Consider the following 23,593-nt stretch of genomic DNA (forward strand, 5'->3'; position numbering starts at 1 on the left):
TAATCACTTAAGCTAAAAACCAAATTTAAAATAAGACAAAAAATGGTAAAAAGCTCCGTAAATTCAGCGTCAAAGTAATATGCAAATTTTGCATATTACTTAAATTTTTTTTAAATAAAATAATTAATTTTAAAACTACTTTTATTTTATAAGGTATATAATAACCGAACTATTAGAAATATTACTTGAAAGGAAATCTATGCAAAAGATTGTTCAAACAACCTGTCCGTATTGCGGAACTGGTTGCGGCATAGACCTTATCGTAGAAAACGGTAGGATAGTCGATGCAAAGCCGACTGATAACCACCATGTAAATGATGGCGAGTTGTGCTTAAAAGGTATGTTTGGTTGGGAATTTGTAAATTCTCCAAAACGTTTAACTAAACCAATGATGAGAAAACTAAACGGAGAGTTTAACAAAGAGGGCAAACTCGAAGAGGTTAGCTTTGAAGAGGTTTATGAATTTTTAGGAAAGACTTTTAAAAATAGCGTAGAAAAATATGGTCCAAGCTCTATTATGGGCTTTAGTTCAGCTCGTTCAAACAACGAAGACAACTATGTATTTCAAAAATTCTTTCGTGCTTTAGGAAGTAACAACGTAGATCACTGCGCTCGTCTTTGACACGCTCCAACAGTGGCAGGTCTTGCCAGCACCCTTGGAAACGGAACAATGACAAACGATCTTGTTGAATTTGCGACTGATACAGATGTATTTTTACTAATAGGCACAAACACAAGCGAATGCCACCCTATCATCGCTATGCAGATGCAAAGAGGCTTAGAGCGCGGTGCAAAAATGATCGTTGTGGATCCAAAACGCACTGATATGGCTAAAAAAGCCGATATATTCTTGCAAATTCCAGTTGGCTCAAACATCAAAACACTAAACACAATGATGAACGTCATCATCTCTGAAAATTTACAAGATACAGAATTTATCGAAAAATATGCAGAGGGTTTTGAGTATCTAAAAGAAGCGGTAAAAGACTTCACTCCTGAGAGATTTGAGCGTGAGACTGGCGTCAAAAAAGAGCTTATCACTGAGGCTGCTAGGATGTATGCAAAAGCTGGCAGTGCTGCTATTTGCTACACTATGGGTATCACTCAGTTTAGTGATGGCACATCAAATGTATTCTCGCTTTCAAATTTAGCGATCCTAACAGGAAATTTAGGTAAAAAAGGCGCTGGAGTAAATCCACTTCGTGGACAAAACAACGTTCAAGGCTCATGCGATATGGGTGCGCTACCTAACGTCATCCCAGCAGGTGCAGTAAATAGCGCTTACGCACAAGAGCAAGCTCGCAAAGTTTGGCACTTCGAGCTTAATCCAGTGCCTGGCTTTAAACTAACATACGCACCTGATAAGATGGATAGCGGCGAGCTAAAAGTGCTTTACGTTTACGGCGAAAACCCTGTTATGAGTGACCCTTGGACAGAGCACTTTGTGCATGCTACGCACCACCTAGACTGCTTTATCGTACAAGATCTATTCTTCACGGAGAGTGCTCAAAAGGCCGATGTTGTCTTACCTGCAGCTGGTTGGGGCGAGAAAGATGGAACATTTATCAACACATCTCGCCGCGTTCAAAGAACTAGAAAAGCAAGCGAACCAGTAGCTGGCGTAGAGCCTGACTGGAAAGTAGTTTGCAACATCGCAAAAGCTATGGGACTTGAGGGATTTGACTTCTTAAGTGCAGAAGAGGTTTGGGATGAGCTTAGAAAACTAATGCCTAAATTCTTTGGTGGTATCAGCTACTATAGACTTGAAAAACTAGGTGGCATCAGCTGGCCATGCCCTGATGAAGATCACCCAGGCACACCTGATCTTTATACCGATCACAAATCAATGCTACCTGATGGTAAATTCCGCCTAGCTCCAGTACTTTACGCAGACGATAAAGATAAGCGTGCGGGCATGGAGGCTGAATTTAAAGCCAAAATGCATATACCTGATGGCTATCCAGTAGGCTCAGGTGCGATGAGCGAAGTACCTGATGAGGTCTATCCTTGCTTATTTACAACAGGTAGAAAAGTATATCACTACCATACTGGTACGATGACTAGAGAGTGCCCACCACTAGAGTATGGTGCTGGTATCGAAGGTCCGCTAATCGAAGTAAGCCCTGATATCGCAAGAGAAAGAGAGCTAGAAGATGGCTGCTACGCAATGGTAGAGAATAAACGTGGTAGGATCGCAGCTAAACTCCGCGTAAATCCTGACCTTAGAGAAAGTACGATATTTACGACTTTCCACTATAGTGAGGCTGACGGTAACGAGCTTGCAAACGCACAAGACCACGACCCACTATCAGGTATCACACCTCTTAAGATCACTATAGCTAACATAAAAAGGTTAAGTGAAGAGGAGTATATAGCATTTAGACAACAAAACGAGATGTCTATGCACTCTGAAAAACCTTATCTTTCACCTGTTAGATCATAATTTCAAGGGCGCAATGCCCTTGAATCATACAATTTTATAGGAATATTTTCTCTTATCGTCTGCATTTAAGCTCCACTATAAAAGCTCTAATCTTTGATCAAAAATTTACTTATAATGTGTATATATTTTGTATTTCTAACACTAATAAATTTGACGAAGATCCACTTTTATGAAAAAAGAAAAAGAATTAAAAAATCATGAAATTTCAAAACAACTACAAATTTGTTTATAAGATCAAAGCCCCTCATAAGCAAATAAATTTTTCAAACTAAAGCACAAAAACGACTAGAAAAATTTTAAATAAAGAAAGCATGTCTAAGCCTATATTTTAAATTTAAAAAACCGATTTTTTAGCTCCGTTTTTTAGCGGCAAAAAGTGTACTTGTGTTCTGCAAAGACTTGCACTATTTAAATTTAATAGGTCAAATTTAAAAACTAGCGCTAGAAATTTAAAAATTTAATCCTTCCAAAGCCACCATTTTAACTTGGCTTTGTCTGGGTGTGGAGTGTTTGCGTAGTAGCAAACCATGCGGTAAACATAGAGGATACACCTATCACTGCCTCGTCCAAACGCCTTTGTGCGTTCAAACATCTCGTCAGCATCTGCGCCATTTAATGAAGCGATGTCGGTGTAGCCAAGTGCCAGTAGATCCGCCTGCGTCGCCTCACCGACATATGGGATTTTCTTAAAATCGCTCAAATTTACCTCAAATTTCTTTTAAGCTCCGCCAAACTCGCCGCAATAAAATTTTAAATTTAATTCCAGCGCGTTGTAAAGCTCGCTAAATTTTATCTTGCTACTGCGCTAAGTCGTTATCCAAGCTACGCACGAGGTGGTTTAATTTAAAAATTTATTACACGCAAAACCACCCTTAAAATGATTTCCCGTCAAATTTCGCGCAAACGCAGACGTTAAATTTGCTCCAAAATGCGTTCGCAAATTTCTCTTGGATTTGCGTTTTCGTAGATCGGTCTGCCAACGACGATAAAGTCGCTGCCCTCTTGCTTTGCGCTAACCAAATTTGCAACCCTCTTTTGATCGCCCGCACTCTCGCCAAAAGGCCTAACTCCAGGGCAAAGCGTTATGAAATTTTGATTTGTCACGTCTTTTATGAGTTTGCTTTCAAAGACCGAGCAGACCATGCCGTCAAGCCCCGCTTCAAAGCTCATCTGGCTAAATTTCCTAACCGAGCGCGAAAGCGTATCGTTGTAAACCGCTTCAAATTCGCTCCCATTAAAGCTAGTAAGTGCCGATACGGCAAGCACCAAAGGGCGATTTTGCAGCGCATTAAGACGCTCCATTACAGTTTTCATTGCACGTACGCCAGCGCTTGCGTGCACGTTTATCATATCCACGCCTATCTTTGAGACGACCTCAGCCGCGTCTGCCATCGTGTTTGGGATGTCATAGAGCTTTAGATCAAGAAAGATTTTAAACTCCCCTGCCCCTTTTAGCTCCTCTATAAATTTAGCTCCGTCTCTAAGGTAGCTTCTAAGCCCCACTTTTAGCCAAAGATCAAGCCCTTTTAGCTCATGCACAAGGGCTAAATTTTCATCCTTGCTCGCCATATCAAGAGCGACGCAGAGCTTCATAGAGCGGCCTTTATCTTATCTAGCACGCCGTTTATAAATTTTGGCGCCTGATCACTTCCAAGCTCTTTTGCAAGCTCGATCGCCTCATTTATGATGACGGCTTTATCTGTCTGGCTAAATTTCATCTCATAAAGCCCAAGTCTAAGGATAGCAAGCTCTGTTGCGCCAACCTTGCTAAAGTCGCCATCTTTTAGGTGTGGCTTTAAAATTTCATCTAGCTTTTCTTTGTTTGCTAACACCTCTTTAAAGGTCTGCTGCGCCTCGTTTTTGCGCTCATTTCTTATCTTTTTCTCTTCTAAAAATTCCTCTTCAAACTCCGCAGTTACGGGATTTATCTCATTTGAGTAAAGTAGCGAAACGATGGCTTGTCTCACTTGATGACGTGTGGCCATTTTACTCTCCTAGCTTTTTGTATAAATTTAGCATCTCTATAACGCCCGTCATCGCTTCAAAACCCTTATTTCCAGCCTTGCTGCCAGCTCGCTCGATCGCTTGCTCGATGTTATCTACCGTTAGCACGCCAAAAGTGACTGGTTTTGCGTATTTTAGCGTGACGTTTGCGATGCCTTTGGTTGTCTCAGCACTTACGTAGTCAAAGTGCGGCGTTGAGCCTCTTATCACCGCCCCCACACAGCAAACCGCGTCAAATTTACCGCTTGCAAGCACTTTTTCAAGCGCCATAGGTATCTCAAATGCGCCAGGGACTAGCACTAAAGTTAAATTTTTCTCGTCGCCGCCGTGACGTAAAAATGCATCTTTTGCACCCTCTACCAAGCGGTCTGTGATGATGTGGTTAAACCTTGCGTTGATGATCGCTATCTTTTCGTTGCCTTTTAGGGCTAAATTTCCCTCGATTATTTTCATATTTGCTCCTTTATTTTTTATGCAAGTTTAGCAAAAGCTTGTTTAAAAATAGACCCTTCGTCAAACTATCTTTAGCATGATGACGCTAAAGATGATGAGCGCTAAAAACAAGGCTTTTTTAAAATTTATCTTCTCACCTTCAAAAACTACACCAACCACTACTGCTCCGATCGCTCCGATGCCTGTCCAGATCGCATACGCCACCGACATAGCGATAGTTTGCATCGCATAGCTAAGTAGCGTTAAAGAAAGGGCGAAATTTCCAAGCAAAAGGATGAAATTTGCCCACTTTTTTACGCCTGTGCTTTTTGAAAATTTGGTGATAAAAAAGACGCCAGAGACCTCACAACATCCAGCTAGCAAGAGCGCTAAAAAGTGGATCATTCTTTTATGCCTTTTAGCCCAAGCACGCCTAAAATGAGCGTCGCTATGAAAAATAGCCTAATAAAATTTGGCATGATCCCGCTTGCTACGTAGTCGCTAACGATCTCGGCTATAACGATAAAAACCGTTCCAAAGCCCACAAATACAGCATAAGATATGCTTACGGGCAGATACTTTAAAGCCTTCATAAACGAGACAAAACTTATGCTTACTAGCAATGTCGTAAGCAAAAACTCACTTAAATTTGAAGCGTGCTTTAGCCCATACGCCCAACCGCACTCGGCCACCGCGCCAAGCAATATCCACAAAAAGCCTCTATTTGACATAAATTTACTTCATGCCTTTTATGGTGCTAACGATCTCTTTTACATTTGCGCTAATCGCCTTATTTTCAAAGCTATCATCGTTATTTTGTCCAACTAGCCCCTTTAAATTTCCAAAAACTCCAGGGTCAAACCTTAGCTCGCTAGAGCCATAATGCCTCAAAACTTCGCCATTTCTAACGACTTCTACCTCGTAAGTAAGGTAGATATTGCCCATCCTATCGCTCTTAGCAAAGGTCGCTTCGCCTATAAATTCCCTGCGGTGAGTGATCTTGATCTTTAGCTCATCGCTAGAATTTGGATCTAGCAAATTTTCTTTTGTAAGCGCCTCAGTGATTTGCTTGTTATACTTTTTCTCGATCATTTTTGGGCTTTGATAGAAAAATTTTGTCGGCTCGTGGTGCTGCACATGAGTGTAGCTAATGCCCTCAAATTTATACTTGCCAGCAAGTGGCACCTTTGGCTGAGATGAGCCACAACCTACTAAAAATAACACTCCTAAAAGTAGCGCTAAAATCCTTTTCATCCCTCTCTCCTTAGTTTAAAAATTTAAAATTTCCTCTATCTTTAGCGTGTCACTTACGACCTTTTCAAGCTCGTCTAAATTTAGCATATTTGGCCCGTCACAAAGCGCTTCGCAAGGGTTTATGTGCGTCTCATAGAAAAATCCATCCACCCCAACGCTAGCTGCTGCTCTTGCAAGATAAGGCACAAACCTAGCGTCACCGCCGCTTTTTTCGCCAAGTGCGCTTGGCATCTGCACGCTGTGAGTCGCGTCAAAAATGACTGGCGCAAATTCTCTCATCATCACTAAATTTCTCATATCAACGACTAAATTTCCATATCCAAAGGTGCTTCCACGCTCCGTTAGCCAGACGCCATTTGCCTTTGCGACCTCGTATCCATCGCCGCTAACTCCTCTTGTTTCAAGTACTTTTTTAACAGAGTGTTTCATCGCTGAAGCTGCTAAAAACTGCCCTTTTTTTATATTTACGACCGCTTTTGTCTTTGCAGCTGCCACGAGCAAATCAGTTTGACGGCACAAAAATGCAGGGATCTGCAGCACATCAGCCACTTCGCCAACTGGCTGAGCTTGATAGCTCTCGTGGATATCGGTTAAAATTTTAAAGCCAAATTCTTTTTTCACCTCAGCTAAAATTTCACAACCCTTCTCTAGCCCAGGGCCACGAAACGAGCTAATGCTCGTGCGATTTGCCTTGTCAAAGCTAGACTTAAAGTAAAAATCAAGCTTTGGATTTTCGTTAAATTTAACTAGCCTTTTTGCCACTTCAAAAACAAGCTCCTTGCTCTCTATAACGCAAGGTCCAGCGATTAAGATCATTTTTTCTCCTTTATTTTTCTTTAACAACTAAAATTCCACTCACCACAACAAGCACGATACCTGCGAGCGCTAGGTGATTTGGCAACGCATCGCCCATAAAATAGCCAATAATAAGCGTAAAAATGACGTCTGCATAGCTAACCGCAGCGATTACACCAGCTTTTTTGCCAACTGCAAATGCCTTTGTCATAAACGCCTGAAAATAGTAGCCACTAAGCCCCATTAGCAAGATAAAAACGACGTTGTGCCAGCTTGGCATGGTAAATTTAGAAAATAAAAAATCAAGAGGCTCGTATGTAAAAAACTCAGCCAGCCCCATGCAAATAAGCGGCAAAAATGAGCCCCAAAGCATGAAGCTTAGCACGATAATATTTGTGCCGTAGCTCTTGTTTAGCTCCTTGACACTCGTATAGGCAATAGCCGCTCCAAGGCCACTCCAAATGCCGATTATGTCGGTTTTATTGATACCTAAATTTGGCTGGATAACAAGCAAAATCCCACCAAATCCCAAAAAGACAGCAAACCAGCCAAGCGAGCTTAGCCGCTCCTTAAACACGATAGCTGCGAGAATGGCTGTAAATATCGGGTTTGTCTTTTGAAATGTAAAGGCTGTGGCTAAATTTACGTGCGCGACGTTATAAAAAAAGGCAAAAAGCGCCACCGTGCCCACAAAACCGCGAAACATCAGCAAGAAAAAGTGTCCGCCAGTTTGTTTAAATGGAAATTTATAGATGGCGTAGATGACGATGAAAAGTCCGATCAAATTTCTAAAAAAAACAACTTCGATAGAAGGCATATCTTTGCTCAGATACTTTGCAAATGCGCCAGTCACGGCAAACATAAAGCAAGCAAAGAGCATATAAAAAATGCCAAGATGTGAAATATAAAACCTTTTTAACATCGCAAAACCTCTAAATTTGAAGCACTCATTTTAATAAAAAATGGCTTAAATTTTGGTTGATTTTTTCTTTTATTTCGGCGCTTTTAAGCATAATTTTATACTTTATATAAGAGAAAAATTTGTATAATCAGCCATCATAAAAAGGACAAAATTTGCAAAAAGTAATATTAGTAGGCAAGCCAAATGTCGGCAAAAGCTCACTTTTTAACCGCTTAGCAAGAAGACGTATCGCCATAACAAGCGACGTTAGCGGCACTACAAGAGATACAAATAAAGCTAAGATCGAAGTTGAGGGCAAAGAGTGTATATTAATTGACAGCGGCGGGCTTGATGATAGCAGCGAGCTTTTTAAAAACGTAAAAGCAAAGACCTTAGCAGAGGCTAGAAACTCAGACGTTATCCTATACATGGTCGATGGCAAAATGATGCCAGATGACGAGGATAGAGCCATTTTTTACGAGCTTAGCAAGCTAAATTTACCAATCGCTCTAGTCATAAATAAAATCGACAGCAAAAAAGACGAGCAAAGAGAGTGGGAATTTGTAAGTTTTGGCGCGAAAAACTCATTTGGCATTTCAGTAAGCCACAACACTGGCGTAGATGAGCTTAGCATCTGGCTGGCAAAACACCTAGAAGCGAAAGTGCAGATAAAGGCCGATACGAGCGATGATTTTGATGATTTTTTAGAAAACTATAACGACGATGGCGAGCTAAGCGACGAGATAGACTATGAGAGCAAAAACATAAGAGTTGGCATCATAGGCCGCGTAAATGTCGGCAAAAGCTCACTTCTAAATGCCCTTGTAAAAGAGAGCCGTGCCGTTGTTAGCGACGTAGCTGGCACTACGATCGACCCAGTAAATGAAATTTACGAACATGATGGCAGAGTTTTTGAGTTTGTCGATACTGCTGGTATCAGAAAGCGCGGCAAGATCGAGGGTATCGAGAGATACGCGCTAAATAGAACTGAGAAAATTTTAGAAGAGACAGACGTGGCGCTACTTGTGCTTGATAGCTCTGAGCCACTAACTGAACTTGATGAGCGCATCGCTGGCATCGCCTCGAAATTTGAGCTTGGCGTCATCATCGTGCTAAACAAATGGGACAAAAGCAGCGAAGAATTTGACGAGCTTTGCAAAGAGATAAAAGATAGGTTTAAATTTCTCTCATATGCGCCAATCATCAGTGTTTCGGCACTTGGCGGCAAGAGAGTGCATAAAATTTACCCGCTCATAGTTGAAATTTACAAAAACTACACCCAAAAAATCCAAACTTCAAAGCTAAATGAAGTGATCGGCGAAGCGACCAAGGCGCACCCACTGCCACGAGATAAAGGCAGGGTTGTAAAAATTTACTACGCAGTGCAGTTTAAAACCGCACCTATCATGATAGCGCTCATAATGAACCGCCCAAAATGCCTGCACTTTAGCTACAAACGCTACCTTACAAACAAGCTTAGAGAGAGCTTTAATCTAGCTGGCGTGCCTATCGTGCTAATCCCTAAAAAACGTGGAGAGAGTGATGAAGACAAAGAACAATAATATCGTTTTGATAGGGTTTATGGGCGTTGGCAAGGGCACCACTGCAAGGGCACTAAGTAAGGCACTAAAGACGATGAACCTTGACTGCGACGACTTGCTAGAGAGCTCACAAAATATGAAGATAAAGGCTATCTTTGATGAATTTGGCGAAGAGCATTTTAGGCAGCTTGAAAAGGATCTAGCTAAATTTCTAGCCACAAGTGTCAAAAATGCGATCATCTCGACAGGTGGGGGCTTTGCAAAGGTTAAAAATTTAAACAAAATTGGCACTGTGATCTATCTAAAAGCAAGCTTTGATGCGATCATGCAAAGGCTAAAAAATAGCAAAAATAGCGAGAAAAAACTCGCCAAACGCCCGCTTTTAAGCGACCTAAAAAAGGCCGAGGCACTGCATCTGGAGCGAGAAAAGCTCTATGAGAAAAAGGCTGATTATATCGTTGAAGTGGAGGGCAAAACTCCAAAGCAGATCGTAAAAGAGATAAGGATACTTTTAAAAGTTTAGTTGCAAAGTGGCGTGGGCTGCTTGCAACGATAAATTTCAAGATCAGGCTAGATGGCTATCTGGCGTGGTGTTGGAATTTGTAATATTTGAGCCAAATTTAACGTTTTGTAGTGAGAAATTTTGGCGAAATTTTGAGATGAATTTTGCTTCACTTGTTCGCAACGCTAAAGCGACAAATGTTGTGCGGTCAAATTTTAATCAAGACTAAGCATTTAGTCTGTGAGATAAATTTTAAGATCAAGCTAGACGCACAAAGTCTAACGTGATGTTAAAATTTAAAAGCTTTTGGCGAAGTGTTTTGAGATGAATTTAAATGTTGTGCAGTCAAATTTTAATCAAGACTAGGCATTTAGCCTGTCGATGATTAAAATTTACAAACTCATTTAAAGGCGCTCAAAAAACGAAGCCAAAATTTGAAAGGATAAGATGAGAGTATTAACCGGCCTCCAACCCTCCGGCAAACTACACCTTGGCAACTATTTTGCCTCGATAAAGCAGATGGTTGATATGCAAGAAAAAAACGAGATGTTTATGTTTATAGCAAACTACCATGCGATGACCAGCCTTAACGACGGCAAAGCGCTAAAGCAAAACACATTTGACGCTGCGTGTGCCTTTTTGGCGCTTGGGATCGACCCAGACAAGAGCATTTTCTGGGTGCAAAGTGACGTAAAAGACGTGCTTGAGCTTTACTGGGTGCTAAGTCAGTACACACCTATGGGGCTACTTGAGCGCGCGCACAGCTACAAAGACAAGGTCGCAAAGGGCATTAGCTCGCACCACGGACTCTTTAGCTATCCGGTTTTGATGGCGGCTGATATCTTGCTTTATAACGCGCAGGTCGTGCCTGTGGGCAAAGATCAGATCCAGCACGTAGAGATCGCGCGTGATATTGCGATCAAATTTAACAACGAACATGGCGAGATTTTCACTCTACCTGAAGCAAAGATCGATGAAAATGTCGCTACCGTGCCTGGTACAAACGGCGAAAAGATGAGTAAAAGCTACGGCAACACGATCGATATCTTCGCGGACGCCAAGACGCTTAAAAAGCAAATTTCAAGCATCGTGACTGATGGCACACCACTTGAAGGGCCAAAGCAGTGGCAAAACTGCAACGTCTATAACATCGCAAAGCTTTTCTTAGACGAGAGCGGACAGCGCGACTTGCAGGCTAGATATGAGCGCGGCGGCGAGGGTCACGGACACTTTAAAGCCTATCTAAACGAGCTTGTTTGGGAATATTTCAAAGAGGCAAGAGAGAAATTTGAGCACTATCAAAACAACCCTGACGAGGTGGCTAAAATTTTAGATCTAGGCGCTAAAAAAGCTCAAAATGTAGCTCACACAACGATAAAAAAAGTGCGTGAAGCAGTTGGAATTTACAGATAAGGAAAAAAATGCAAAATTTATACCCATACGCACAGATAGTCCATCTTTTTTGTGCGATCATATTTGTTGGCTACCTATTTTTTGATGTGATCATATTAAGAGCGGCGAGCAAAAAGCTGCCACCAGAGCTTGCGCAAAAGGCAAAGCAAGTCATCGGCTCCTCGGCTATCAAGATCATGCCTATTTGTCTGCTACTTTTAGTTCTAACTGGTGGCATAATGATGAGCAACTGGGTTGGCAGCAAGGCTGGAGGCTACTTTGAGACAAATTTACAGATCACTTTTATGATCAAATTTTTCTTAGCGATGGTGATCGTGGCTGCGGTAATAGTAAATTTAAGCTGCAAATTTATATTTAAGCGCCCTAGCCCACTTGGCGACATCCACCCTATCGCACTTACGCTTGCGGTGCTAATCGTCCTGCTTGCAAAAGTTATGTTTATGGTTTAAGGAGAGGATAATGATAAATTTAAAACTACTTGAGACAAACTACGATGAATTCGTAAAAAAACTAGAGGGCAAAAACGTTAAAGCTAGCTTGCTAGACGAGCTTTTGCACACTTTTAACGAGCTAAAGCAAAAGCGCAAAGCGCTTGAAAATTTCCAAGCGATCCAAAACGCAAAGAGCAAAGAGCTTGGCGTAAAAGCAAGAGCCGGCGAGGATGTGAGCGAGCTAAAAAGTGAGCTAAATTTAAACAAAGCTGCCCTTGCTGACGCTGATGAGATCGTTAAACAATATGAAGAAAAGCTTGAGCAAATTTCATTTAGCGTGCCAAATATCACCGACGATGACGTGCCATTTGGCAAGGACGAGGACGATAATGTCTGCATAAAAACGGTGCTTGAGCCAACTAAATTTGACTTTACGCCAAAGGAGCACTGGGAGCTAGGTGAGAGCCTTGGTTGGCTTGACTTTGAAAGGGGTGCAAAGCTCTCAGGATCGCGCTTTACCGTGCTTCGAGGCATGGGAGCAAGGCTTAGTAGAGCGCTTGTTAATTACATGATCGACTTTAACAGCGCGCGTGGCTTTGAGCTTGTAAATGTCCCTTATCTAGTAAGCTCAAACACGCTTTTCGGCACTGGTCAGCTGCCTAAATTTGAAGAGGATCTTTACAAGGTGCGCGACGAGGATCTCTACCTCATCCCAACTAGCGAAGTGCCTGTGACAAATTTATACAATGACACGATCATTGAAGCTGAGCAGCTACCTATAAAGATGACTTGCTACTCAGCATGCTTCCGCCAAGAGGCAGGCTCGGCAGGACGTGACACTAGGGGCATGATCCGCCAGCACCAGTTTGAAAAGGTCGAGCTTGTAAGCATCACAAAACCTGATCAAAGCGAGGGCGTGCTTGCTGAGATGATATCTTGTGCTAGCGACTTGCTAACTAGCCTTGGGCTGCCTCACCGCCACATGCTTCTTTGTAGCGGCGATCTAGGCTTTAGCGCGGCAAAGACAGTAGATCTTGAGGTTTGGCTACCAGGTCAGGGCAAATACCGCGAGATAAGCTCCATCTCTAATACTCGTGATTTTCAAGCAAGAAGAGCGAAAATTCGCTTTAAAGATGGCAAGAAAAATATGCTTGTAAATACCCTAAATGGCTCAAGTCTGGCAGTTGGCAGGACGCTAATAGCGATAATGGAAAACTACCAAAAGGCTGATGACACTATCGAAATCCCAGAAGTTCTTAAAAGGTATATGTAGTGGCTGATGACGAGGTTGTAGTTCTAAAACCACCTGGCGAGCAAGCAGAGCAAGCGCCTGAAGAGGCAAAAACCGAGGCGCCTGAAGAGATCGTCTCGCTTGAGAGCATCGCAAGTGATGGCGTGCTGCAAGATGAGAGCATCCCAGAGCCAATACCAGTAAAAAAGAGCAAGAAAAAGCTCTTTATCATCATCGGTGCGGCTGCTTTGGTGCTTGTCATCTTGATAGCTGTTTTGTTAATCGTCTTGCTAAAAAAAGATAAAAAAGAGGAGATAGACACTACAGCTATCGTAAAAAATATAGAAAACAACTACCAAACGCAAAATTTTGGCGCTTCAAAGATCGATGAGATGATAAACAAGGCAAACCAGCTTTATGAGCGTGGCAATAAATTTGAAGCGTTAAAAATTTATGAAAACATAGCTGTTTATAACCAGTCACTTTCAAACTACAACCTCGGCGTTTCGCAGATGAAACAAGAAAAATGTGACGAGGCGATCATCTCGTTTAACAAGGCGATAACTGACCGAGAAAACACCGCAGTGAGCGCCATAAACGCCGCTGTTTGCTCGCTTGAGCTAAATAACACCAAAAATTTCAACTACTACATAGGGCTTGCGGACTCCTTTTTGCAGTATGAAAACAGCTCGCCACTTTACAGCTACTACTATGCGCTGGTTAATTATTACAAGGGTAATTATTATGAGGCGCTGCAGGCACTCTCGCACCCTAGCACAGAGGACTATAACGGCGAATATGCCTACTTGAGCGCCAAAATTTTATCGCTTCTTGGAGATGACGAGAGAGCCATAGCTAAGCTTGAAGGGCAAAAGGCGTTTAAGGCTGATTTTACACTAGCGCAGCTCTATGCAAGGCTTGGCAAATACGACAAGGCAAGGGACCATCTAACAAAGGCTTCTAAAAATACGCCAAATATCGACCTTATCAAGATGACTGAGGCGCTAATCGATCTAAAGACTGCTGATTATGGCGACGCAGCGGCATTTATCAAAGACGTTTATGACTACAACGCCTCGATGCCAAGTAAAATTTACAAGATAAAGACCATACTAAAGCCAGATCTCTTTGACGTCAGCCTAGCTCAGGCGCACTTTAGTGACGATATGTTTTTTGATAGAACAAGGCGCTACGAGACGCTATTTTACTTTGCGCCTTACAAGGTTTTTGACGCGAAACAGAGCATCGAGCAGATAAGAAAGGGCGGAGTTAGCGTCTTTTTAGACGATACCTCAGCGGCAAATGACTACCTTAGCCAAAGCGCCGCCGCCTCAAAGGTCAATGCCAAACTTAGCGAGGCCATCGCAAAGGCACTTAACTACCGCTTAAAAGAGGCAAATAAGGACTTTGAGGAGCTTGCCAAGACCTATCCAAACCACTCGATCTTGCAGTACAACCTGGCTCTAAGCTACGCTCAGCTTGGGAATTTTAGCCTTGCAGCAAAGCACTTTATAGCAAGCTATCATCAAGATGTAAATAACCATCTTTCAGGCATCTTTGGCGCGATCTGTATGGATATAAATAGAAATTTAAATCCAAAACTAGTTGAGGAGATCGGCGAAAATTTAGAAAACGACAAAAGCCTAAAGCCTGTAAATTTATATGCCTCACTTTTAAGCCTAGTTAGTGGCAACCAAAGTGCGATGATAAGGTGGCTTGAAGAGCCAAAAGAGCCTACGACGCTAAATTTAGCCTTTGATATCATCACCGCTAAAATTTCAAACAACGATGAGCTAATGTCAAAAAAAGCTGATGAGCTCATGAAAATCTTGCCAAATGATATCATCGCAAATATCTTAAATTTCATCTCTAAAAACAAAGATCAAAACATCAAAGAGTACGCAAAAGCGATACAAATTTACTTTAATGATAAAAATCTCGACTCAAATGCCTTTTATCACGGCGCTGACATCATCAAAAAGCAATACATCAAGCTACTTCAGATCTCAGGCTTGCTAACAAGGGAGCGCGATAGGCTAAGAGCCCAGCTAAAGAGCGCACCAAAAAATATAAATTTGATCCAAACTCTAGCCTATGTGGATATCTTTACAAATGACTTTGACGAGAGCTATAAGCTTTATAACGAAGTCATAGACGAGTTTAAGATAAATGACGCTGGAACGCTCTTTTTGGCCTCTGTGGCTGCAACTGGAGCGAACAAAATAACAAATGCGATCGCACTTTTGGAACTAACAAAGCTAAATGACCCAAGCGCTGTTGAAAACAGAGCCGCCCTTGGCTTTATGTATCAGCAAATTGATAACATAAAAGCAGCACTTATACAATACAGCAAGGTAGGAAACGTAGGATATAACAACGAATTTTATGATTTTATGATAGACAACTAAAAATTTGAAGCTAGGAGCTTAAATTTAGCCTCTAGCTTTAGATAAATTTCTCTACCTTTGTGAGACGTTATAAAAAAAGCTAACGATCTGTTTTGCTAGGCGCTCTTTGAAAAATGGCCAGATATAGCTTGGCGAATAGACATTGCCAGCTTGCATAAGCGAGATATTTGTCGCTTTCTCGCCACCATCTTTTGGGCGTACTAGCACGCTTACTTGCATGTAGTAAGCATAGCTGTTTGTGCTAAAGTCGTCATCATAATCATCATAACCAAATGGGAAAAACATCGAGTAACCAAAGCCAAAACTTGGTCTGCCAAAGCCATATCCCATACCCATTGAAAATCTAGGATCTCTTTTGGTTGTCCTAGAAAAGCTTTGCACGTCGCCAAGGATGATGAAGTCGGCATTTTTGATGTTTGGCTCATTTCTAAAGCCAGCCTTTGCAAATTCGCTTAAAATTTCAGCATTTACATCTTGTCCAGTCGCGCTATTTTTAAAATTTACATAGACGCTTTTGTTTGCTTCACCAAGTGTAAAAAAGATCGGATCGCTCGTTTTTACCGAGATATTTGGTGTGCTGTTAGCACATCCGACAAAAAATAACGCCAGGACAAATAAAACTAAATTTCTCATCTTTCACTCCTATAAGAGCGATCTTATAGCACCTTCAAGCACACTTTTTGGTGTAAGACCTATAAATTTTGATCGCATCTTACCATCTTTATCAAAAAAATAGATAACCGGCACGCCCATAACGCCACCAACTGCCTTACTGAAGTAATCCACCGAAACCTTATCGCTTGTGGTTTTAAAAGTGATGTTGTGCTCTTTTAAAAGCTCAATGTCTTTATCAAAGCCCTTGCTAGGTCCTAAAATGCCAATAAACTGCACCTCTTTACCATACTCTTTTTCAAGTGCGTTTAGATCAGGGATCGCAGCCTTGCACACTCCGCAGTCCGTGCCAAAGAAAAAGAGCATATATGGCTTGTCGCCTATCTTTAGGCGCTTCTCAGTGGGGAAAAACTGCGTATCGATGCCACTTGAGTCATTTAGCGTGATGTGGTGCTTCTCATACTGCTTGACGCAGCCCATAACCAGAGCTGCGACAAGGCACAAAAATAGAAATTTAAATTTCATTTGGTACCTTTGGATTTTCGATAGTGCGAATTTTCTCTAGTTTGCCGTGTCTTAGATATACGATCTTATCGCCATACTCGCCTAGATCTGGATTGTGCGTGACTAGAAGTATCGTCTTGCCATCTTTTCTTAGCTTGCAAAATAGATCAAGTATGATCCTCTCATTTGCCTCATCAAGGTTACCAGTTGGCTCATCTGCTATTAAAATTTCAGGGTCATTTATGAGCGAGCGCGCGATACAAAGGCGTTGTTGCTCGCCACCACTTAGTTGGCTTGGTCTGTGTGTGAGTCTGTGAGATAGTCCAACTGCCTCAAGGGCTTTTTTAGCGTCCTCTTCATCAACTGAGCTATGATAATACTGCGCTATCATCACGTTTTCAAGCGCGCTAAGATATGGCACGAGATGAAACTGCTGAAAGACAAGTCCGATCTTTTCACGTCTAAATTTAAGTGTATCATCGGCATTTAGGTTGCTCGCATCATCGCCGCCAAGCATATATACGCCGCTACTTGGTGTATCCATTAGAGAAAGGATATTTACAAGTGTACTCTTACCACTACCACTTGGCCCCATGACGCTGACCCACTCGCCCTTTTTAACCTCAAAACTTATATCATCAAGTGCTTTTACATCGCCAAAAATTTTACAAATATTTTTAAGTTCTAGTGCATTTTGCATATCATTCTCCTCTTAGTGTATCTGCCATTTTGTTATTAAGTGCCCGCTTAATCGGGTAAAATGCTGCGATCGCTGCAAAAAGAAGTGATATGACCACAGCTACTGGGATGCTTAGAATTCTAAAATCAATACTAGAATCAAATATCGCATAACCTAAAATTTGAGCTAGTAGATAACCTAAAAACGCTCCAACTAACGCTGAGATGAGCGCTGTCACAAATGTTTCAAAGCCAAATAGCCTTAGCACGTCTTTTTTGCTCGCGCCTATGGCTCTAAGAAGTGCGATCTCACGTGATCGAGAGAGCAAGATAGCACTAAGCGTTGTATTTACGCACATTGAAGTAATGAGCAAGATGACAAGGCTGACAAGCGCCATTAGAAGCTTGATCTTTTCTAAGATGTAGCCCTCAGACTTTGAGACCTTTGCCACTGGTTTCGCGACTATTTCATCGTTGCTTATAGTTTTTGCAAGCGATGTTATCTCGTCAAAATTTCCAAGCACAACAGCTTCAGCATAGTTTATCTTGCCAACTTTGTTTGAAATTTTTTGAGCCAAAGATAGTGACGTGATCAAAAGGGCGTCCTCTTTGTCGCCACTTGCCACTACGCCTTTTATCTTTACATTTATGCTCTCGTTTGAACCAATGGCACGAATTTCTATATCATCGCCTGCTTTAAAGCCAGCTTGACGAGCAAGATCGACGCCTATTAGCACGTTTTTATCGTCAAAATCGACATTTATCATAGTTCCATCTCTAACATCTAAAAACGGCTTTACCTTTTTTAGATTGCTAAATTTTGTCCCCATGACGATGGCATTAGTTGGGCCGATATTTGCCTGAGCAAAGAGATATCCACTCTCGCCAAGAAGCTTATCTTTTGGCACTTTAGCGATCATTTCGTTATAGGTTTTTTCGCTCATATCATCACTTGTCGCCATATCTTTTGGAGCAAAGATCATATTTGCACCATAAGTTTTTAGCTCACGTGAGACCTTTGAGTCGATATCCAGATAGACATTGACAAATGCCGCACACACGCACGCTCCAAGCAAGATCGAGATCACGATGACCATAACCCTTGATGAGCCATTTTTTAGGCTTTTGTAGATCAGGTTGTAAAAGAATTTGCTATTTGCGGTCATATAGCACCTCCGCAGGTAGTAAATTTATGACGTTTCTCATTGGCATTAGTGAGCCAACGACTGAGATAAGCAAGGCAAATGCCACGCTTATTGGCAGCACGATCCATGCTATGCCTATGCCGTGAGAAAAGATAATGTAAGACATCACGTAGCTTAGCACGTATCCTAAAAATGCTCCCGTGATACCTGCAAAAAAGGCAACCACAAGGCTCTCGCTAGCAAAAAGGGCGTAAATTTCAAAGTTGCTTGCACCAATGGCTTTTAAAAGGCCGATCTCTTTTTTACGGCGGTAAATTTCACTTGTCATTAGCGACGTTATGCCAATAGCTGAGACCACAAGGGCGATGATACTAACGATACCCATTAGGCTTTGAATTTTCTTTACGATATTACTCTCAGCGTCGCTTACTTGAAGGCTTGCTTTTGCGCTAACGTTTGGTAAATTTTCTTCTATCTGAAATGCGATAGATCCCGCATAAGCTGAGCAGTACCATTTGTCGTACTCTGCGCTATCAAGGTTGTCTAAATTTCTTCTTGCTTTTAGTGATAGGTCGTTTTCTGGGATCGTCATGGCTGAGACCTCAGCTTTTGTGTATGAGCCAGCGTGTCCTGAGAGATCGCCAGCAAGTTTAAGCGAGCCTATTAGCTTATGTGCCTCGTCGCTTGCCCCTTTTAAGATGCCAACCACGCTAACCTCTTTTGTGCCATTTTTGCCTACAAGGCTAAGCTTGTCGCCAACTTTTAAATTTTTAGCCTTAGCAAGCTCATCTCCTACTAAAATTTCATCCATGCTCTCATCTTTTGGCCAAGCACCCTCAACGCCCCAAAATCCATACAAACTCTTAACGCCTGTGCTAAATTCTGGCTCATCTTTTAGTCCGATATTTTTATCAAAATATGTCCCCTCAAAGCTAAACTCATCGCCCTTAGCGTCTTTTACCTTTGTCTCTAAAAACGGAGCAAAAGCGACGATATTATTTCTCCAAAAGATCTCTTTTATCTTATAAAGATCAGCCTCTGGGAGCAAATTTTGTGATTTTAGTGGGGTGAAATTTTTACCCTCGATCTCGATGCTTAGGCTCTCACCGCGTGGTAAAACGACGATATTTGAGCCATAGCCTCTAAGCTCGCTTGCCACTTGATCGCCAATTTTTAGCGTGATATTTAGCATGCAAGCTATCAAAAGAGCAGCTAGCAAGATGGTGATAAACGCCATCGTCTTTTGCACCTTTGAGCCCGTGATCGAGCTTTTTATCATTCTTAGTTGCATATTTTTCATTTTAACGTTCCATTTGTTTCTACATATTTTTCTGGATTTGCTTCAAATTTCGCCTGAGTTTCGTTGCTCTCAAAGAAATATGTGCGTCCGTAGTATAAATATGATCTTGAATCAAGATTGCTCACCTTTTTGCGACTAACTGGGTCAAGCACCATCTTTTCGACGACCTTGCTAAAGTAGTTTGCCCCTGCGACGATCGTTTTGTAATCAACTATGATATTTTTACCATCAAAGGTAAATGCCATAGGGATCGGGTTACAACCACCCTCTTTACCAACTGACGGCAAGAAAATTCTAACATTACAAGAGATGCAGATAAGGTCGTTTCCTTTCTTGATATAGCCCATGTCGCCGCAGATCATGCACGAGTCAAAGACGATGACTGGAGATGGGCGGTCACTAAAACGGTTTAGCAAGAAAAATCTTATCTGCTTGCCCTCATCTGTGATGTAGGCAAATCTGTGAAGTTCATTATCTTTTAACATATCAACATCAAATATAAATTTATCTCCCACTGGCTCAACCAAGAGTGGCTCTGAAATTTGAGGTGGGCGAGATGCGTAAAGATCAAAATAAAGTGAGAAGCCAAGCGCTATTAAAACGCTGCAAAATGCAAATTTTGCATTGTCAAAGACATTTTCTCTAATGGCTTTTGTAAAGCGGTATTTTATAGAGCCAAACGTGCTCTTATCGATACTTTTTGGCATAAAGCAAAGTGCGATGATGCATAAAAGTAGGATCACTACTATGTAAAAATAGGCACTAAATTCTGTGACGTAGATGCCTTTTGCGCTGATAGATAAAATTTGAGAATTTAGCTCGCTACTTATCTTTAAAGCACCTGCACGTAAAAGCTCGAGTGCAGTTTGTGAGCTTCTATCAACTAACAAAAATACTAATGTGATAAGAGCTAAAATTTTAGCTACTGATGATGGGATGCTAGCTTTTAAATTTGAAATGAAGAAAAATAAAAATAGTATCAAGATCATCGCAAAGATCATCAAAAAGAAGCTAATGACTGAAAGCGTGTCAAGCAGCTCGCCGCCAAAAAGTGGGAACAATGCACTACTTGAGCTATAGCCAAAGCCAAAGCCGATACCTAAAATAAAAAATGTTACGATTTTTGCTATCTTAAGCTCGAAAAATATCCATAAAATGCTAATGAGTAGAAAAACCAGTGTCACAGAATCTATGAAAATTTTAAACTGGTCATCGACAAGCGCATGACGAGCAGCTTTAAAGATAAGCACACCAGCAACAACACCAAGAAATGACGGTAAAAAGATCGTTTTTAAACTTTTGCCATTGTTATTTAAGGCAGCAAAAAGCGTAAATCCAAGGAGGGCTAAAAAGACCTGATAGAAGTAAATTGACATAACTAAACCCTATGAGAATTTTTAAAAAGGGGCGAGAACGCCCCAAAGTGACTATTTAACAGGACCACCTGTCCATTGAAATTTATAAGTTGTTGTGAAAGGCTCAAACCATTTACCAACACCAGTCTCTTTGTCAGCGTGGCGACCAAAGCCTTGTTTTTCTGGATTGTCGATGTGAAATTTAAGCTCATAGTTACCAACACCTGTATCCATTTTTACGTTAGCACCGTAGTGTGGGCCATCGCTTGCAACCATTGGCATAAATGTACCTTTTTTAGTTTTACCATTATCAAGGTTTTTTAGCTCATAGTTGATCTTTAGATATGGTATCCACTCGCCTTCGCCAAAGCCGTTTTTGTTGCCTTTTACAGCGTGGATGTCAGCTTCTAAGTGAAGATCAGCCAAGCTTGGAGCTAGATCAACGCCTTTTGGCTCCATGTCGATTGGCTCAAGATAAACAGCAGCTATCTCCATACCATTAGCCTCTACAGGCTCGCCGATTGGGTGCTCTCCAGCAAGTGCAAAACCAGCTGCTAGGCTAAGTGCTAGAGCTGAACTAAGAATTTTATTCATTTCCTCTCCTTTTAATAAGATTAGTTTTTATTTTGTTTTGATTTCATGATAACGATACCTATAATTAGGGCAAGCACCATAATGATTTGAGGTACTAAGCTTTCGTAATATGGCATAAGTCCTAGCCAGTCTCTCATCCAGTCAGGAAAATTTAGTCCTTTTATGATAGTTGGGATGAAAATTTTGCCCTCAACTAGCTCGCCAACGCCCTTGCCAACAAAGACGATCGACATATAAAAGATGATCGCTGATGTAAATATAAAAAATGGTTTAATAGGAATTTTAACAGCGAAAATTTTAAATAAGAAATAGACTATTAAAAGAACTATAAGACCTACGACAAAGCCAGCTGCGATCATTGAGTAGCCAGCTGAGTCTTTTGCGTCAAAGATAAGTGCTTGATAAAATAGCACTGTTTCAGCACCCTCTCTAAATACCGCTAAAAATACAGTCCACCAAAGCGCCGTGCTTGAACCACTTGAGATAGATTCAGAAACATGAGATTTGATGTAGTCGTTCCATTTTTTAGCGCCAGCATTTGAAAGAAGCCAGAAGCCAACGTAAAATAGAAGTCCCACCGCAACAAGCATCGTGATGCCTTCCATAAGCTCTCTTTTTTGACCTGCTGCCTCGCCAAAGATGATGTTCATTATCCAAGCCATAACAAAGCTTAAGATGACAGCCACGCCAACTGAGCTATATACGACTTTGCCCATAGCTTTTGCATTGCCAGTTTTTACAAGATATGCAACAACAGCTGCAACGATGATAAGAGCTTCAAAGCCCTCTCTTAAGATGATAGTTAGTGCCCAGATAAATAGCGTCCAAGGTGAGCTTGAACCGCTAGTTTTCTCAAGTGCAGCTGCTAGCTGAGATGACATCTTGCTTGCGCTTTCTTCAAGTGTTTTTTCGTCTGCACCTGATTTCATAAGGGCTACAAGGTTACCAAATGTAGCTTCAATAGCTGTTTTTAAATTTACATCTATCGCACCTACTTTGTTCTCCATGCCGCTACCTTCAAACTCATCAAAGTAGATATCTTGGATATCGCCCATAGCTTTAGCGCTATTGCCGCCTTTGTAAAGCGCGATAGCTGCTTGAATTTTGTCATTTATGTTTTTAACAGTTTGAGTGTAGTCTGTGCCGCTATCTTCGCTGCTATCGCTAGATGCTGCACTGCTCATATCAACTTTTGCTAGTTTTACTGTTTCAGCTGGGAGTTTTGAAACGGCATCATAAGCTAGTTTTTTGATCTCTTCTAGCTTTACTTTAAAGTCATCTTTGCTTATGCCATTTGTGATGCCACTGATCGCTTCACCCATCTTTCTTTGGATGTCAGCATCTATGCTTTTGCCATTTTCTATATATTGGCGAACGGCGATTTCAAGTTGAGTGTTTCTATAATCATTAAATTTAGCATCTTGGATAGAATTTTTAGCATCATCTTGTTTATCGCCCTCGTAGCTTGCTATAGCTTTATCTAGAGTAGCTGATAAATTTTCAAATGCCACCTTCCACTCAGGGATAAATTTAGAAGTGTCATAGCCACTTGTAGCAGCTTGTGCTGGGCTGTCTGAGTACTCACCAACAAGCTTATGTCCATTTAAAATAACTGGCAAAACTTCAGCGATTTCGCTATTTATCTGATCTATTCTTTTTTGCACATCATCTGGTGCTTCGCCAGCTTTTATCGCCTTTCTGATCTCGCCAAACTGCTTCTCCATAGAGTAAGCTTTTTTCTGACCTAAATTTATTCTGATGCCAGCTTCGACATCTTCAAACAGACCAAAATAAGCATTTTGAGTATCGCTAACTGCTTGCTCGACGTTGCCAGCTCTATACTCTGTTATTACTTTTTGTAATGACTCTTTTATCTGAGCTGCGACTTGTGCGTAGTCGTCATTTTTTGCCACAAGCCAGATAGGCAGGAGCATGATAAACATAAATTTAAAAAATTTATTCATTAGTTAAACCACCTGTGAGATTATTTTAAAGTGAAATATTACCAATGCTTTACTTTGATTAAAATAAAAACGATTATCATAAAAGA

At 41.3% G+C, this 23,593-nt stretch carries 25 protein-coding genes; 8 read left to right on the forward strand and 17 right to left on the reverse strand.

Features of this window, described 5'->3' with window-relative positions:
- Positions 1-199: 199 nt before the first annotated feature.
- Positions 200-2,443 carry a molybdopterin oxidoreductase family protein gene (locus tag F3G86_RS11185; RefSeq protein ID WP_411160681.1) on the forward strand — a complete coding sequence of 748 codons (2,244 nt, stop codon included), beginning with the start codon at positions 200-202 and terminating at the stop codon, positions 2,441-2,443.
- 457 nt (positions 2,444-2,900) lie between these two features.
- On the opposite strand, the gene F3G86_RS04195 is transcribed toward F3G86_RS11185, so the two are convergent.
- The 9 genes from F3G86_RS04195 to F3G86_RS04235 all read right to left on the reverse strand — a co-directional run bounded on the left by F3G86_RS04195 (position 2,901) and on the right by F3G86_RS04235 (position 7,850).
- Positions 2,901-3,143, reverse strand: coding sequence for a helix-hairpin-helix domain-containing protein (locus tag F3G86_RS04195; protein WP_149723073.1), 243 nt, complete (start codon positions 3,141-3,143; stop codon positions 2,901-2,903).
- Positions 3,144-3,355: 212 nt separating this feature from the next.
- Positions 3,356-4,036 carry an orotidine-5'-phosphate decarboxylase gene (pyrF, locus tag F3G86_RS04200; RefSeq protein ID WP_149723074.1) on the reverse strand — a complete coding sequence of 227 codons (681 nt, stop codon included), beginning with the start codon at positions 4,034-4,036 and terminating at the stop codon, positions 3,356-3,358.
- Positions 4,033-4,428, reverse strand: coding sequence for a transcription antitermination factor NusB (gene nusB, locus F3G86_RS04205; protein WP_149723075.1), 396 nt, complete (start codon positions 4,426-4,428; stop codon positions 4,033-4,035). The genes pyrF and nusB overlap by 4 nt, the downstream gene beginning before the upstream one ends.
- A gap of 1 nt (position 4,429) precedes the next feature.
- A complete protein-coding gene (gene ribH / locus F3G86_RS04210; protein ID WP_004317743.1) occupies positions 4,430-4,900 on the reverse strand; it encodes a 6,7-dimethyl-8-ribityllumazine synthase in 471 nt (156 codons plus the stop codon).
- 60 nt (positions 4,901-4,960) lie between these two features.
- Entirely contained in the window at positions 4,961-5,284 is a 324-nt protein-coding gene (locus F3G86_RS04215) for a DMT family transporter (protein WP_004317710.1), read from the reverse strand.
- On the reverse strand, positions 5,281-5,610 hold the full coding sequence (locus tag F3G86_RS04220) for a DMT family transporter (protein ID WP_103630819.1): 330 nt from the start codon (positions 5,608-5,610) through the stop codon (positions 5,281-5,283). Before F3G86_RS04220 ends, F3G86_RS04215 begins: the two co-directional genes overlap by 4 nt.
- Positions 5,611-5,614: 4 nt before the next feature.
- Positions 5,615-6,133, reverse strand: a complete 519-nt coding sequence (locus F3G86_RS04225; protein WP_149723076.1) for a hypothetical protein — start codon at positions 6,131-6,133, stop codon at positions 5,615-5,617.
- Positions 6,134-6,148: 15 nt separating this feature from the next.
- Positions 6,149-6,949 carry a 3-deoxy-8-phosphooctulonate synthase gene (gene kdsA / locus F3G86_RS04230; protein WP_021088300.1) on the reverse strand — a complete coding sequence of 267 codons (801 nt, stop codon included), beginning with the start codon at positions 6,947-6,949 and terminating at the stop codon, positions 6,149-6,151.
- A 10-nt stretch (positions 6,950-6,959) separates the two neighbouring features.
- The gene (locus tag F3G86_RS04235) at positions 6,960-7,850 is read right to left on the reverse strand and encodes a DMT family transporter (RefSeq protein ID WP_103566835.1); all 891 of its coding nucleotides are present in this window, start codon (positions 7,848-7,850) and stop codon (positions 6,960-6,962) included.
- Positions 7,851-8,002: 152 nt separating this feature from the next.
- Here F3G86_RS04235 and der point away from each other — a divergent pair, with 152 nt between their 5' ends.
- From der to F3G86_RS04270, 7 genes are all read left to right on the forward strand, one after another.
- Positions 8,003-9,391 carry a ribosome biogenesis GTPase Der gene (der, locus tag F3G86_RS04240; RefSeq protein WP_149723077.1) on the forward strand — a complete coding sequence of 463 codons (1,389 nt, stop codon included), beginning with the start codon at positions 8,003-8,005 and terminating at the stop codon, positions 9,389-9,391.
- A complete protein-coding gene (locus F3G86_RS04245; RefSeq protein WP_103617886.1) occupies positions 9,372-9,893 on the forward strand; it encodes a shikimate kinase in 522 nt (173 codons plus the stop codon). Before der ends, F3G86_RS04245 begins: the two co-directional genes overlap by 20 nt.
- 7 nt (positions 9,894-9,900) lie before the next feature.
- Positions 9,901-10,101 (forward strand): hypothetical protein, encoded by a 201-nt coding sequence (locus F3G86_RS04250; protein ID WP_149723078.1) that lies wholly within the window; start codon positions 9,901-9,903, stop codon positions 10,099-10,101.
- A gap of 218 nt (positions 10,102-10,319) precedes the next feature.
- Complete coding sequence (gene trpS, locus F3G86_RS04255; protein ID WP_149723079.1) at positions 10,320-11,285, forward strand: tryptophan--tRNA ligase; 966 nt, start codon at positions 10,320-10,322, stop codon at positions 11,283-11,285.
- Positions 11,286-11,293: 8 nt separating this feature from the next.
- Positions 11,294-11,734, forward strand: coding sequence for a copper resistance protein CopD (locus F3G86_RS04260; protein ID WP_149723080.1), 441 nt, complete (start codon positions 11,294-11,296; stop codon positions 11,732-11,734).
- A 10-nt stretch (positions 11,735-11,744) separates the two neighbouring features.
- Positions 11,745-12,989: a serine--tRNA ligase gene (gene serS, locus F3G86_RS04265; protein WP_149723081.1), complete on the forward strand. Its 1,245-nt coding sequence runs from the start codon at positions 11,745-11,747 to the stop codon at positions 12,987-12,989.
- Positions 12,989-15,355: a tetratricopeptide repeat protein gene (locus F3G86_RS04270; protein WP_149723082.1), complete on the forward strand. Its 2,367-nt coding sequence runs from the start codon at positions 12,989-12,991 to the stop codon at positions 15,353-15,355. Before serS ends, F3G86_RS04270 begins: the two co-directional genes overlap by 1 nt.
- 51 nt (positions 15,356-15,406) lie before the next feature.
- Here the strand turns inward: F3G86_RS04270 and F3G86_RS04275 are convergent, their stop codons facing one another.
- Genes F3G86_RS04275 through F3G86_RS04310 form a run of 8 tightly spaced genes read right to left on the reverse strand, consistent with a single transcriptional unit; the run spans position 15,407 to position 23,507 of the window.
- Positions 15,407-15,988: a hypothetical protein gene (locus F3G86_RS04275; RefSeq protein ID WP_149723083.1), complete on the reverse strand. Its 582-nt coding sequence runs from the start codon at positions 15,986-15,988 to the stop codon at positions 15,407-15,409.
- A gap of 9 nt (positions 15,989-15,997) precedes the next feature.
- Positions 15,998-16,492, reverse strand: a complete 495-nt coding sequence (locus F3G86_RS04280) for a TlpA family protein disulfide reductase (RefSeq protein ID WP_103636299.1) — start codon at positions 16,490-16,492, stop codon at positions 15,998-16,000.
- The gene (locus F3G86_RS04285) at positions 16,482-17,171 is read right to left on the reverse strand and encodes an ABC transporter ATP-binding protein (RefSeq protein WP_109147145.1); all 690 of its coding nucleotides are present in this window, start codon (positions 17,169-17,171) and stop codon (positions 16,482-16,484) included. Before F3G86_RS04285 ends, F3G86_RS04280 begins: the two co-directional genes overlap by 11 nt.
- A 1-nt stretch (position 17,172) precedes the next feature.
- A complete protein-coding gene (locus tag F3G86_RS04290; RefSeq protein WP_009294898.1) occupies positions 17,173-18,315 on the reverse strand; it encodes an ABC transporter permease in 1,143 nt (380 codons plus the stop codon).
- The gene (locus F3G86_RS04295; RefSeq protein WP_149723084.1) at positions 18,302-19,594 is read right to left on the reverse strand and encodes an ABC transporter permease; all 1,293 of its coding nucleotides are present in this window, start codon (positions 19,592-19,594) and stop codon (positions 18,302-18,304) included. Before F3G86_RS04295 ends, F3G86_RS04290 begins: the two co-directional genes overlap by 14 nt.
- Positions 19,591-20,970, reverse strand: a complete 1,380-nt coding sequence (locus tag F3G86_RS04300) for a Fe-S-containing protein (protein WP_149723085.1) — start codon at positions 20,968-20,970, stop codon at positions 19,591-19,593. Before F3G86_RS04300 ends, F3G86_RS04295 begins: the two co-directional genes overlap by 4 nt.
- Positions 20,971-21,021: 51 nt before the next feature.
- Positions 21,022-21,543, reverse strand: a complete 522-nt coding sequence (locus F3G86_RS04305; protein ID WP_009294901.1) for an iron transporter — start codon at positions 21,541-21,543, stop codon at positions 21,022-21,024.
- A 20-nt stretch (positions 21,544-21,563) separates the two neighbouring features.
- Positions 21,564-23,507, reverse strand: coding sequence for an FTR1 family iron permease (locus F3G86_RS04310; protein WP_149723086.1), 1,944 nt, complete (start codon positions 23,505-23,507; stop codon positions 21,564-21,566).
- Positions 23,508-23,593: the final 86 nt, after the last annotated feature.

Origin of the sequence: Campylobacter concisus (assembly GCF_902460595.1) — a bacterium.
Lineage (GTDB): Bacteria > Campylobacterota > Campylobacteria > Campylobacterales > Campylobacteraceae > Campylobacter_A > Campylobacter_A concisus_BL.